11 protein-coding genes are annotated in these 12,624 nt (G+C 71.8%); 2 read left to right on the top strand and 9 right to left on the bottom strand.

The window, feature by feature from the left end:
- Nucleotides 1-10: 10 nt before the first annotated feature.
- Nucleotides 11-892, top strand: coding sequence for a helix-turn-helix transcriptional regulator (locus tag ABFX51_RS14600; protein ID WP_346053978.1), 882 nt, complete (start codon nucleotides 11-13; stop codon nucleotides 890-892).
- A gap of 4 nt (nucleotides 893-896) precedes the next feature.
- On the opposite strand, the gene ABFX51_RS14595 is transcribed toward ABFX51_RS14600, so the two are convergent.
- The 9 genes from ABFX51_RS14595 to ABFX51_RS14555 are packed head-to-tail and all read right to left on the bottom strand — an operon-like array spanning nucleotide 897 to nucleotide 11,578.
- On the bottom strand, nucleotides 897-1,325 hold the full coding sequence (locus ABFX51_RS14595; RefSeq protein WP_091514906.1) for a cupin domain-containing protein: 429 nt from the start codon (nucleotides 1,323-1,325) through the stop codon (nucleotides 897-899).
- Nucleotides 1,326-1,353: 28 nt separating this feature from the next.
- Nucleotides 1,354-3,771 (bottom strand): FAD-dependent oxidoreductase, encoded by a 2,418-nt coding sequence (locus ABFX51_RS14590; RefSeq protein ID WP_346053977.1) that lies wholly within the window; start codon nucleotides 3,769-3,771, stop codon nucleotides 1,354-1,356.
- Nucleotides 3,771-5,111: an LLM class flavin-dependent oxidoreductase gene (locus ABFX51_RS14585; protein ID WP_346053976.1), complete on the bottom strand. Its 1,341-nt coding sequence runs from the start codon at nucleotides 5,109-5,111 to the stop codon at nucleotides 3,771-3,773. Before ABFX51_RS14585 ends, ABFX51_RS14590 begins: the two co-directional genes overlap by 1 nt.
- Before the next feature lie 14 nt (nucleotides 5,112-5,125).
- Nucleotides 5,126-5,941 (bottom strand): ABC transporter ATP-binding protein, encoded by an 816-nt coding sequence (locus ABFX51_RS14580; protein WP_091514901.1) that lies wholly within the window; start codon nucleotides 5,939-5,941, stop codon nucleotides 5,126-5,128.
- On the bottom strand, nucleotides 5,938-6,795 hold the full coding sequence (locus ABFX51_RS14575; RefSeq protein ID WP_346053975.1) for an ABC transporter ATP-binding protein: 858 nt from the start codon (nucleotides 6,793-6,795) through the stop codon (nucleotides 5,938-5,940). Before ABFX51_RS14575 ends, ABFX51_RS14580 begins: the two co-directional genes overlap by 4 nt.
- Nucleotides 6,792-7,670 (bottom strand): ABC transporter permease, encoded by an 879-nt coding sequence (locus tag ABFX51_RS14570; protein ID WP_245783355.1) that lies wholly within the window; start codon nucleotides 7,668-7,670, stop codon nucleotides 6,792-6,794. The genes ABFX51_RS14575 and ABFX51_RS14570 overlap by 4 nt, the downstream gene beginning before the upstream one ends.
- Nucleotides 7,667-8,680: an ABC transporter permease gene (locus ABFX51_RS14565; protein WP_346053974.1), complete on the bottom strand. Its 1,014-nt coding sequence runs from the start codon at nucleotides 8,678-8,680 to the stop codon at nucleotides 7,667-7,669. Before ABFX51_RS14565 ends, ABFX51_RS14570 begins: the two co-directional genes overlap by 4 nt.
- Nucleotides 8,670-10,190, bottom strand: a complete 1,521-nt coding sequence (locus ABFX51_RS14560; RefSeq protein WP_346053973.1) for an ABC transporter substrate-binding protein — start codon at nucleotides 10,188-10,190, stop codon at nucleotides 8,670-8,672. The genes ABFX51_RS14565 and ABFX51_RS14560 overlap by 11 nt, the downstream gene beginning before the upstream one ends.
- 32 nt (nucleotides 10,191-10,222) lie before the next feature.
- On the bottom strand, nucleotides 10,223-11,578 hold the full coding sequence (locus tag ABFX51_RS14555) for an NtaA/DmoA family FMN-dependent monooxygenase (RefSeq protein ID WP_346053972.1): 1,356 nt from the start codon (nucleotides 11,576-11,578) through the stop codon (nucleotides 10,223-10,225).
- Nucleotides 11,579-11,747: 169 nt separating this feature from the next.
- Between ABFX51_RS14555 and ABFX51_RS14550 the strand changes: the two genes are divergently transcribed.
- The gene (locus ABFX51_RS14550; protein WP_091514889.1) at nucleotides 11,748-12,623 is read left to right on the top strand and encodes a LysR substrate-binding domain-containing protein; all 876 of its coding nucleotides are present in this window, start codon (nucleotides 11,748-11,750) and stop codon (nucleotides 12,621-12,623) included.
- Nucleotide 12,624 lies beyond the last annotated feature (1 nt).

Here is a 12,624-nt window from a genome sequence, read left to right as displayed (position 1 = left end):
GATCGTCGGCATGGCGGATGTCCGTTCCCGCGAACTCGGCGCGTACCTGCGGGCGCGGCGTGACCGGCTCGCGCCCGCCGACGTCGGGCTACCCGGAGGTGGCGGCAGGCGCCGGGTCAAGGGCCTGCGCCGGGAGGAGGTCGCGGTCCTCGCGAACGTCGGCTCGACCTGGTACACGTGGCTCGAACAGGGGCGTGACGTGCGGCCGAGCGCCGAGGTGCTGGCCGCCATCGCCGACGCGCTGCGCCTGTCCAGCGACGAGCGCCGCCACCTGTTCCTCCTCGGCGGGCACCCCGACGCGGAAACCCCGTCGAGCTGGGAACGGGCCCGCGGCCAGGTGCAGGCGCTGCTGGACAGCCTGTCGCCGCACCCGGCGGTCGTGATGAACCCGTGGTTCGAGGCGCTGGCCTACAACGCGCCGTTCCGGTTCATGATCGACGACCTCGAAGCGGTGCCCGCGGCCGACCGCAACTGCGCCTACCTGCACTTCACCCACCCCGACTGGATCGCGGGGCACTCCGACCACGAGCAGGAGTGCGCGGCGATCGTGGCGAAGATGCGGGCGTACTACGGCGAGTCGGTCACCGATCCGGCGTGGGAGCCGTTCCTGCGCCGGCTCCGCGAGGAGTCGCCGCTGTTCGTGCGCCTGTGGGACCAGGCGGACGTGGCGACCGATCCCGGGCGGGTGAAGGGGATCCGGTCGCTGCACGTCGGCAGCCTGTCCGTGCGGGCCATCACGATGCAGCTGGAGGAGCACCCGCGTGCCCGGGTCGTCGTGTACCAGCCCGCGGACCACACGACGCGGGAACGGCTCGAAGAGCTGGCCCACCGCATCGCCCGCGGGGCGATCGACGGCCCCGCGAACGTGCGGCGGTTGCGCCCGGCGACGTGAGGTTTCAGTCGGCGGGACCGTCCACAGGGGACCAGAGGCTGGGCAGGTTCACCACGATGCCCTCCTGGCTGCTGCGCGCGATGACGACGACGGCGTCCTCGTCCCCGGGGTTCTCCTCGCGGTGCGGCACGTACGGCGGCACGAAGATGTAGTCACCGGGCCCGGTTTCCAGTCGGATCTCCTCGTCGCCGTCGGCGAAGACGAACACGGGGTGGCCGGACTTGACGTAGATCGCGGTCTCCGCCTCGCCGTGGTGGTGGTCGCCGGAGTTGGTGGCGGGCCCGACGTGCGTCTCGCCCATCCACACCTTCTCCGAGCCCACGGTCTTGCCGGACACGGCTTCGAGCCGCCGCATCCCGCTGGTCTGCGTGGTGTCGCCGGACAGCTCGCTGCCCTTGATGTGGCGCAGCGGCCGGTGCCACTGGTCGGTCATGGGAGGACCCTTTCTGTCGCTTGTGGACTCACCACGTGCTCGACTCCACCGAGATCACGGGAACCAGGCGGTTGCCGAGCGTTTCGAGGAAGCTGACGATCTCGGCGGCGACCGAGCGGTGCTGCAGGTCGTTGAGCACGTCGTGGTGCGCGTCGCCGACCACCGCGAGCCGCGCCGCCGGTGCCGCTTTCACCGCGCGGGACAGGGTTTCGCGGTCCACGAGGGGATCCGCGTCCCCCACCAGCACGAGGTGCGGGAGCTCCACCGCCCGGCCGTACGCGGCGTCGAGCAACTCCGGCGGCACCGGCACGGCGAGGGCGTCGCGGGCGAAGGCCTCGTCACCGGAGAGCACCGCGCGGTGCGCGGGACAGTGGGTTCTGAGGTCGAGTTCCTCGTCCCAGCTCGAGGTCGCGCCCGTCGCGCCTCCGGCGGGCCCGGCGAGCACGAGCGCGTCGGGCCACCAGGGTGCGGATGTGTCGTCGCTCGCGACGAGTGCCGCGAGCGCGGTCGCGCCCGTGTCGGCGCCGAGCAGGGCCAGCGGGCGCGTCGCCCCACCGGCCGCTTCGGTCAGCGTGTCACCGAGGCGGGTCAGCACGTCGGGTTGATCGATCCGCGGCGCGTCGATGATCCGCACCTCGTAGGCGTCCGCGGCGAGCCGCTTGCCCAGCCGGGTGTAGGTGCGCTGGGTCTCGCCGCGCCCCGGGACGACGATGACCGTGCCGCGGGTCCGCAATCCCTGCGGCGCGTAGAACTCGGTGTAGCTGGCCATGTGAGGCTCCCTCCAATTAGGACTGACCCGCGAGCCGCCCAGTACCCGGTCGAACACCGCGGCCGCGCCGCCCTCCGGCAGCGCCGCACCGCGCCACGCGACGTGCTGGTCCGGGCGGACGAGCACGAGAGGCGCGTCGTAGACCTCGCCCGCCCCGGTGCCGTCGAGGTGCACGACCGTGAACGGGAGGCGGCGCGCGGCCGCCTCGGCGGTGAAGGCCCGCTCCGCCTCGCGATCCGCGGACAGCACGAGCAGCGCGAAGTCGTTGCCGATCCGGTCGTACAGCGTGCCGCCGTAGGGGTCGAGCACGCCGTTGGGCGCCCGGTGCCCCGGGCGCGCGTCGTCGGTGTACCCGTCGCCGCGCCACGGCGGTTCCGCTTCGAGCTGGCCGTCCTCGTACCAGATCACCGGCGAATCGTCGTAGCGCTCGTCGAAGGTGACCCCGTCGCCGCCGAGGCGGCTTTCCCGCAGCAGGGTGCCGATGGCCTCGCGCCGCTGACGCGCGTCCGGGCTGAGGTCGGCGTCGTCGGGCACGCCGATGCGGCGGATGTCGGCGAGCGTGGCCTGGGTCCGCCGCGAACGCCGCAGCGCGAAGTCGGCGACCCGCCAGTTGTGGCGGCGGCGTTCGGCGTCGTAGGAGTCCAGCAACTCCTCCGGCGCCGATCCGCGCAGCACGGCGGCGAGCTTCCAGCCCAGGTTCACCACGTCGCCGAAGCCCTCACCGAGGTTGCCGCCCGGCGTCCGGACGTGGGCGGCGTCCCCGGCCAGCAGCACCCGCCCCGCGCGGAAGGTCTCCGCGATCCGGGTGGCGTGGTAGAAGGTCGTCGCCGACGCCAGTTCCAGGTCGAGGTCGAACCCGAACGCCGCCCGTGCCGTGTCGAGCAGTTCTGCTTCGGTGGGTTCGTGGTCGAGCGGGAAGGGCCCGGCGTAGACCCGCCACTCCCGCGGGCTGATCGCCGCGAGGAACCCGTCCGCCCGCTGGTTGACGACGATGTTGGTGCCGCTGGGCGCCGGGCCGATCCGGCCGGACAGGTCGCCGGTGCGCACCACCAGCCGCACCCGTTTCTCGGTGGCGTACTCACCCTGCCTGGCGATCCCGGCCAGACGGCGGACGGTGCTGCTGCCGCCATCGGCACCCAGGACGTACTTCGCCCGGATCACACCGCCGCTTTCGCCGATCGCCTCGATGCCCGACGCGTCCTCGCGCAGCCCGGTCAGCCGCCACCCTCCGGAGACGCGGACGCCGTGCCGGGCGAGGTGGCGCAGGAAGACCTGGACGAGCGCGGTCTGCGGCCGGCGCAGCGCCTCCTCGGCCGCACCGCGTCCGGTGTCCACAAAGGAGGGACGCGGGGTGGGTACCAGCTCGTGCCCCACGAGCGACGTGACCAGGCGGATGCCCTTGTTCCACTCCGGCGGGAACGTCCATTCGTCGCGGATCTCCTGCAGCACCCGCCACCGGCGGAAGTGCTCGACCACGCGCGGTGTGTGCCCCATCGCCCCGGCGCGGACCAGCGTCGCCTCGCGCGCCTGGTCCACCACGGCCACCGCCACGCCCCGCGCGTGCAACTCGACCGCCGCCGACAGGCCGACCGGACCTGCGCCGATGATCAGCACCTCGACGTCCTCGGGCGGCCCGGCGTCCGGGAAGCGGACGGTGGAGACGTCCCGTTCCGCCATCAGGCACCGACCAGGTTGCGCTCACGGGTGTGGCGGTTGACGGGGAACGGCAGGCCGAGGTGCTCGCGCAGGGTGCTGCCCGTGTACTCGGTGCGGAACAGGCCGCGCTCCTGCAGCAGCGGCACCACCGCGTCGACGAACCACGTCAGGTCCTCGTTGTTGCGGAAGGCGAGGTTGATCCCGTCGAAGGTGCCCGCCGCGAACCACCGCTCGATGGTGTCGGCGACCGTGCCGGGCGCACCGACGAACGGCGACCGCCGGTACTCCTGGAAGGTCTGGACCACCTGGCGCAGGGTCAGCCCGCCGGCCCGCGCCCGCTCGATGATCTTCGCCGCACCCGTGCGGCCGCCCCGCTCCGCCAGGTGCGCCACGTCCGGGAACGGCGCGTCCAGGTCGTACTGGCTGAAGTCGTGGGCGCCGAACGCCCGGCCCAGCAACGCCAGGCTCGCGTCGAAATCGTTGTCCTCGTCGAAGATCTCGCGGGCCCGGCGCTCCGCGTCGGAGTCCGTGCCGCGCACGACCGGGCCGCCGTGGATGAAGATCTTGATGTGGTCGGGGTTCCGGCCCGCCGCGGCGGTACGCCGCTTGATGTCGGCGTAGTAGGCCTTCGCCTCCTCGAACGACCCTCCCGGCGCGTAGATGCCTTCGGCCACCTGCGCGGCCAGGTTGCGCCCTTCCTCCGACACCCCGGCCTGGAAGATCACCGGCTGCCCCTGCGGCGAGCGGGACAGGTTGAGCGGGCCGGCCACGCGGAAGTGCTCGCCGACGTGGTCGAGGGCGTGCAGCTTCTCCGGATCGAGGAACACCCCGCGCTCCACGTCCGCGGGGAAGGCATCGTCCTCATAGGAGTCCCACAGCCCGCGGATCACCTGCACCGCTTCGAGCGCCCTGCCGTAGCGGGTGGCGTAGTCGAGGTGCTCGTCCAGGCCGTAGTTCCGGCTGGTGCCGGTGTCGAAGCTGGTGACGACGTTCCAGCCCGCGCGCCCGCCGCTGATGTGGTCCAGCGAGGCGAACCGGCGGGCCAGGTTGAACGGGGAGTTGTAGGTCGAGCTCGCCGTGCCGACCAGCCCGACGTGGGTGGTGTGGGTGGCGACGGCGGACAGCAGCGTCAGCGGTTCGAGCCGGTTGAGGTAGTGCGGCGGGTAGGTGGCGTTGATGAACTGGCTGTCGACGATGAACAGGGCGTCGAACAACGCGTGCTCGGCCGCCTGCGCCTGCTCGATGTAGTAGCGGATGTCGATGCTGGCGTTCTTCGCGATGCTCGGGTCCTTCCACAGACCGTGCTGGCCGGGGCCGCCCACACCGTAGGGGTGCAGGGCGAGGTGGATTTTGCGGCTCATTTCGGTCATTCCCTTCAGGAGTCCAGGAGCGCACGCAGGGCGTCGCGCTCCGCACGCCCGGCCGAGGCCGTCCGGAGTGTCGGCGCCGAGCTGACGAGCAGGCGGGTGTAGGGGTGTTCCGGGCTGGTGATGACGGCGCGGGCGGGGCCGGTCTCGACCAGTTCTCCCTGGTACAGCACGGCGATGCGGTCCGCGATCCCGGCCACCGAGCCGAGGTCGTGGGAGATGAAGACGAACGCGACGCCCGAAGCCCGCAGCTCCTTCACGATTTCGAGGATCTGCACGCGGTTGGCGGAGTCCAGCGCGCTGACGGGCTCGTCGAGGATCACCAGCCGTGGTTCGGTGACGAGTGCGCGGGCGACGGCGACGCGCTGCCGTTGCCCGCCGGAAAGCCGGCCGGGCAGACGGTCCAGCAGCTCCTCCTCCAGGCGGACCCGGCTCAAGTACTTCCTGGCGCGCTCCGCCGCCTCCGCCCGCGGAACCCCGCTGACCAGCAACGGTTCGACGAGCGAGTCCCGGACGGTAAGGTCCGGGTCCAGGCTCCGCAGCGGATCCTGGAACACATACTGGAGCACGCCGCGGCGACGGAGCGAGCGCCACTGGCGGGCGCGGTAGCCGGTCACGTCCTCGCCGTCGACGACGATCCGCCCCGCCGAGGCCCGCACCAGCCCGAGCACGGCACGGGCCAGCGTGGACTTGCCGGAGCCGGTCTCGCCGACGATGCCGACGATCTCGCCCGGAGACACGCTCAGCGACACCCCGGACAGCACCGCGCGCCGCCGCCTGCGGTGTCCATAGTGGACTTCCAGGTCACTGATCCGGAGGATCACCGCCCGGCCTCCGTCCTGCCGAAGAAGGCGTCCAGCCCGTACTGCTCGTGCTCCGCGATGAGCAGGCGCGTGTACTCGTGGCGGGGCCGGTGCAGCACCCGCCCTGTGGGGCCCTGCTCGACCACCTCGCCCTCCCGCATCACCAGCACCTCGTCGCAGAGCTGCGCGACGACCGCCAGGTCGTGCGAGACGACGACCAGCGCGAGGCCGGTGCGCTCCCGCAGCTCCGCGAGCAGGTCGAGGATCTCCGCCTGCACGGTCACGTCGAGCGCGGTGGTCGCTTCGTCGGCGATGAGCACCCTCGGGCCGGCCGCGATGGCCGCCGCGATCAGGATCCGCTGGAGCATCCCGCCGGACAGTTCGAACGGGTACTGGGTGTACACCAGCGCGGGGTTCCGCAGGTGCACCGCCACGAGCAGGTCGAGCGCGCGGGCACGGGCCTCCCGGCGCCGGAGCCCCTTCTTCACCCGGAGCACCTCGGCGATCTGCGGCCCCACCGGGATGGACGGGTTGAGGTAGGACGCCGGGTCCTGGAACACCGCGCTGATCGTCGAACCACGCAACGCCGTCCACTGCGCGGAGGTGAGGGACGAGACGTCGGCACCGGCGAGGTGCACGGAACCGCCGGTGACCTCGACGTGGTCCGGCAGGATGCCGAGCACCGCGCGGCAGGTCATGGTCTTGCCGCTGCCCGACTCCCCCACGATGCCGACGGTCCGGCCCGGGGTGAGCTCGAAACTCACCCCCTTCACGATCTCCCGGCCCTCCGCCAGCGCCGTGACGCGCACGTCACGCACGGCCAGCACCGGTTCCGCCACCCCGGTCACGGCGGGGGTTTCGGCGAGACTGGTCATGACACACCTCCGGCGGCGGCCCGGGAGGCCCGGACCCTGCGGGTTTCGGTCAGCGCCCGCCCGGCTTCGCCCGACACGTCACGGATGGCGTCGGCGAGCAGGTTGCACGCCCACACCGTGAGCATGATCAGCAGTGCCGGGACGAACGGGGCCCAGGGCTGGTAGTCGAGGTAGCCGAGGTCGGAGGCGAGCAGGCCGCCCCACGTCGGTGTCGGCGGCTGCACCCCGATGCCGAGGAAACTCAGGCTGGACACGACGATGAAGCCGACGCCGACGGTGTGGGCGAGCACGACCCCGATCGCCGGCAGCACCTTGACCCACACGTGCCGCCGGACGATCCAGCCGAGCGGGGCCCCGGCGATCTGCGCGGCCTCGACGTACTGCGACCGCGCGACCGTCAGGGTGGCCGCCCTGGCCACGCGGTAGAACAGCGGCGACACGAGGACGCCGGTCACCAGCATCGCCTGGGTGATCCCGTTGCCCAGCAACGCCGTCACCGCCACCGCGAACAGCAGGAACGGCAGCGCCACCAGCGTGTCGGCCAGGCGCAGCGTCAGCCATTCGAACACCCGGCCCAGGTAGACCGAGAGGATGCCGGGCACCGCGCCGACCACGAGCGCCATCGCGGCGACCTCCAGCGAGCCGAGCACGCTGAGCCGGGAGCCTTCGAGCAGCCGGCTGAACACGTCCCGGCCGAGGTTGTCGGTGCCCAGCCAGTGCGCGCCGGACGGGCCCGCGAGCGTGTCGGCACTGGTGGCGAGCGGGTCCTGCGGCGCGAGCAGCGGACCGAGCACCGCCAGCAGCGCGATCACGAGCAGGATCCCGGCGGCCAGCCGGCCGGAGCCGAGCGAGAACACGCGCCGTACCACCGTCACACCCCTCTCCGCGCGGCCGGTGCGACCCGGCCGAGTACGACGTTCACGACCAGGTTGAAGGCCACCACCAGCACGACCGACACGACCAGCACGCCCTGGACCGCGGGCACGTCACCGGCCTGGGCGGAGTCGTTGGCGAACCGGCCGAAACCCTGCAGGCCGAAGATCCACTCCGCGACGACCGACTGGCCGATCAGGATGGGGAACCGCACCCCGAGCGTCGCCAGCGCGGGGCCGACGCCGTTGCGCAGCACGTGCCGGAAGAAGATCCGCCGCGGGCTCAGCCCCCGCACCACGGCCCCGAGCACGTAGTTCTCCCGGTAGGCGCTGACCAGCCCGGTCCGCAGCTGCCGCGCCACGTCGGCCACGATGTCGAAGCTCAGCGCCAGCGCGGGCAGGATGATGTGCGCGAGCCACGGGCCGATCCCGTCCGCCGCCGGGGCGTAGCCGGCGGAGGGCAGCCAGCCCAGCCCCACCGCGAAGATCTCGACGAGCACGATGCCGACCACGAACGCCGGCATCACCGAGACCACGGTGACGAACCCGGTGATCACGCGGTCCACCCACGTCGTGCGGCGCAGGGCGGCCACCGTGCCGAGCACGAACCCCAGCGACACCCCGAGCACGAGGGCGAGGACCGCGACCGACACGCTGACCCCCAGCCCGAGGCCGATCATGGTCGCGACGTCGGCGCCGTTGGACCAGCTCGTGCCGAGGTCGCCGTGCAGCACGCCGGTGAACCAGCTCCAGTACTGCGCCAGGAACGGCCGGTCCAGGCCCCACTGGCTCTCGATCTGCGCGATCGCCTGCGGGGTCGCGTCCTCGCCCAGCTGGATCCGCGCGGGGCTGAGCCCGCTCAGGCCCCGCAGCGCGAAGGTCACGAACGTGCCGACGAAGAACACCGGCACGAAGATCGCGACCGACCGCGCCAGCGTCGCCAGCACCTGACCGCCGGTGCGGCGGAGGCTGGTGCCCCAGCCGGTCACGGGGACGACGGCTTCAGCGACCACCGATCGTCACCCCCGTCCAGTCGAGGTGCGCGGGGTTGCGCGGCAGCGCCGAGATCGCCGTGCTCTTGGCGAACAGGTTGGGCGAGGAGTAGGTGAACACCAGCGCCTTGCTCTGCAGGCCGACGCGGGTCGCGGCCTGCAGCACCGACGGGTAGTCCGGCGAGTCGAGCGGGGTCTGCCGCACCTTGGCCACGGCGTCCTCGAACCCGGCGGGTTCGTAGGGCGTGCTGAGGTTGAGCGGGCCGTTCGGTCCGAAGTGGGCGGTCAGGGTCTGCAGCGCGGAGTCGCGGCCGGTGGTGCCGTAGAGGGAGAACGTCAGGTCCTTGGCGAAGAACGGGGTCGCCCAGTTCTTGTTCACCTTGATGTCGACCGTGATCCCCACCGCGGCGAGCTGGGACTGGACGATCTCGGCGGCGGGATCGGCCTTGTCGATCACCAGGTCGAGCTTGATGTCGCCGGGCCGGTACCCGGCCTCGGCGAGCAGCTGCCGCGACTTCTCCGGGTCGTAGGGGTAGCGGTTCTTCGACTGCGGGTCGTAGGCGACGTAGCCCTCGGGGAAGGGCTGGTCGGTGGCCGAGCCGTAGCCGAAGGTCAGCTTGTCGACGAACTCCTGCCGGTTGACCGCGTAGCGCACGGCGTCCACGACCTTGTCGTTGGTGAACGGCGCCTTGTTGATGTTGAGGCTGATGTTCGACGCGTTGAACCCGGGCAGCACGAACACGTCGAGCCCGGCCTTCTTCGCCGCGTCGGCCTGGCTCGGGGCGATGTCGGCGAAGTTGTACACGCCCGTCCGCAGGCCCGAAACGACGGTCGACGCGTCGGGTGCGGAGGTCAGTTCCACGGAGTCGATGTGGATGTTCTTCGCGTCCCAGTAGTCCGGGTTCTTCTTCAGCACGACCTTGGTACCGGGGATCAGCTGGGTGACGACGAACGGACCCGCGCCGACCGGGTTCTGGTCGAGCTTCGCCGGGTCCGCGGCGGCCTTGGGACTGGCGATCTGCAGCACCCGCTCCCCCAGCAGCTGCGGGATCTGGTGGTCCACCTGGGTCAGCTGCACGACGACGTCGAGCCCGTTCGCGGTGACCGCCTTGATGGAGGTGAGGTCACCGAACAACGCGGAGTTCTTCTGGTTCTTCGCCCGGTCGATGGCCGCCTTGACCGCCGCACCGTCGACTGGCTCGCCGTCGCTGAACTTCAGTCCCGGCCGGACGTGGAAGGTGACCTGGTCGCCGGCGGCGTTGTACTCCCAGCTCTGCGCGAGGTCCGGTACGGCGCGGCCCTGCTCGTCGGTGCGGGTCAGGGAGGCGTACACCAGCGCCAGTTCCCGGAACTGGGCGCCACTGCCGGAAACCACCGGGTCCCAGTGCGTCGGGAAGTACGAGCTGGCCCACTTCAGCGTCGCGCCACCGGCCGAGCCTGCCGCCCCACCGCACGCGGTGAGGACGGCGGTGAGCGCGGCGGCGAGCGCGAGGGCGAGTGTGCCGCGGAAGCGGCGGGCGGGGACGGACATAGTGGACCTTCCAGCGTGGGGATCGGGCTCGGTCACGGCGCGAGCGCCGCGGGCTCGGCGGCTCGGCGCGCGGCGGTGTACCGGTTTTCGGGCACCGGCAGGCCGAGGTTTCCGCGCAGCGTGGTGGATTCGTACTCGCGGCGCACGACACCGCGCTCGCGGAGGATCGGCAGGACCCGGTCGGTGAACAACGCGAACTCGCTCGGCGCGTTGACGGTGATGTTGACGCCGTCGAGGGCGCCCTCCTCGAACCAGTGCTCGATCGTGCCGGCGACCGTCTCCGGGGAGCCGACGAACGGCGAGCGCGCCGAGGCGTTGAGGTGTTCGACGACCTGGCGGAGCGTGAAACCGTTGTCCCTGGCCAGTTTCGTGATCGCCTCGGCCTGGGTGCGGAAGCTGCGTTGCGCGTCGGCGCGGACGTCGGGGAACGGCGCGTCCAGGTCGTACCGGGTGAAGTCGTGCCAGCCGAAGGGACGGCCGAGTTCCCGCAGCGCCCGGTCGAAGCTCTTGGTGCCGAGCCTCGCGTCCTCCTTGGCCCTGGCTTCTTCGTCGGTGTCGGCGATGACGACCTGGATGCCCGGCAGGGTCAGCAAACCCTCCGGGTCACGGCCCTTCGCCGCCGCGCGTTCCCGCAGCTCGGTGCGGAAGGCCTTCGCCTGCTCCAGCGAGGCGGCGTGCGTGAAGATCACCTCGCCGACCGCGGCGCCGAGGTCCCGGCCCTCCTCGGAGTCGCCCGCCTGGAAGATCACGGGTTGTCCTTGCGGGGAGCGTTCGAGGTTGAGCGGGCCTGCCACGGAGAAGTACTCGCCCTTGTGGTTGAGCGCGTGCTGCCGGTCCGGGTCGAAGAAGACGCCGGTCTCCTTGTCACGGGGGAAGGCACCGTCCTCATAGGAATCCCACAGCCCCCGCACCACCTGGACGTGCTCCAGCGCCCGCCCGTAGCGGGTCGGGTAGTCGTAGTGCTCGTCGCGGCTGTAGTTGCCCGCGGTACCCGCGTCGCCGCTCGTGACCACGTTCCACCCCGCGCGGCCCCCGCTGATGTGGTCCAGCGAGTACAGGCGGCGCGCGACGTTGAACGGCTCGTTGTAGGACGTCGTGAGCGTCCCGACGAGGCCGATGCGGCTGGTGTGCACCGCGATCGCGGACAGCAGGGTCAGCGGTTCCAGCCTGCTCAGGTAGTGGTGCGGCGAGTTCTCCGTGATGAACTGGCTGTCCACAATGAACACCAGGTCGAAGCCGGCGGCCTCCGCGGCCCGGGCGCGGGCGATGTACCAGTGGACGTCGACGCTGGCGTCGCCGGGGATCTCGGGGTGGAGCCAGGTGTTGTGCTGGCCGGGGCCGCCGACGCCGAGGAGCACGGCGCCCAGCTTGAGGGTGCGACGGGGCATGACGATCCGTTTCTGCCGCGGGGACGGAGAACGCGAGGAGGCGCGCAGCCGGGCCGGGGAGGCTGCTGCACACCCCGATCATGCGCGGCGCACGCCGGGGATGTCCAACGACGTTTCACGATGCGGATCGATTACCGTTCCCGATGAATCGTCTTGTAGCTTCGCGAGCATGGACCAGATACTGGACATCGTGCCGCTGCGCAGTTTCGTCGCTGTCGCCGACCGCGGTGGCTTCCAGCGTGCCGCCACCTACCTCCACCTCAGCCAGCCGACCATCAGCCAGCACACGCGGCGGCTGGAGGCGGCCACGGGACGGCGGCTGGTGGCCCGCGACGGCCGCGGGTCGCGGTTCACCGCCGACGGCGAGCAGCTGCTCGGTTACGCCAGGCGGATCCTCGCGCTGCACGACGAAGCGCTCCGCAGCTTCGGTGTCGAAAACGCGGAGACGATCGTGATCGGGTCGACGGAGCACGCGGCGGCCCAGTTGCTCCCACACCTGACCAGCACGCTGGGCAAATCCCTGCCCGACCACCGCGTCCGGTACCGCGTGGACCGCGGGACGGCGCTGCGCGAGGCGCTCGGCGCGGGCCGGATCGACCTGGCGCTGCTGCCCGGCGCGTCCGACGACCCGCGTGCCACCCCGGTCGGTGAACTGGAACTGACCTGGTACTGCGCGCCGGGGTGGACCCGGCCGGACGGGCCCGTCCCGCTCGTGGCCTTCGACAGCCCGTGCGCGTTGCGCACCAGTGCGCTGGAAACGCTGGCGGGACACGGGATTCCCGCCGAGATCGGCGCCGAGGCCAACCAGCTGGCGGGGGTGCACGCCGCGGCGGCCGCCGGTCTGGGCGTCGCGCTCCTCGCGACGTTCGGGCAGGTTCCGGAAGGGCTGGTCCCCTGTGCCGACCTGCCCGTTCCGGAACCGCTCCCCCTTTCCCTGTGGCGGCGCCAGGACCTGGACCCCTTCGTGTCCGGGCACACCGCCCGGTCCCTGCGCCGCCTCCTGACCGCGCACACGGCGCCGGTGGCGATCGCGCGGGGCGCCTGAG

This window comes from Amycolatopsis dongchuanensis (genome assembly GCF_039542405.1).
In the GTDB taxonomy this organism is placed as follows: domain Bacteria; phylum Actinomycetota; class Actinomycetes; order Mycobacteriales; family Pseudonocardiaceae; genus Amycolatopsis_E; species Amycolatopsis_E sacchari.
Note: the sequence above shows the minus strand (reverse complement) of the source record. Positions and strands in the feature narration are given on the sequence as shown.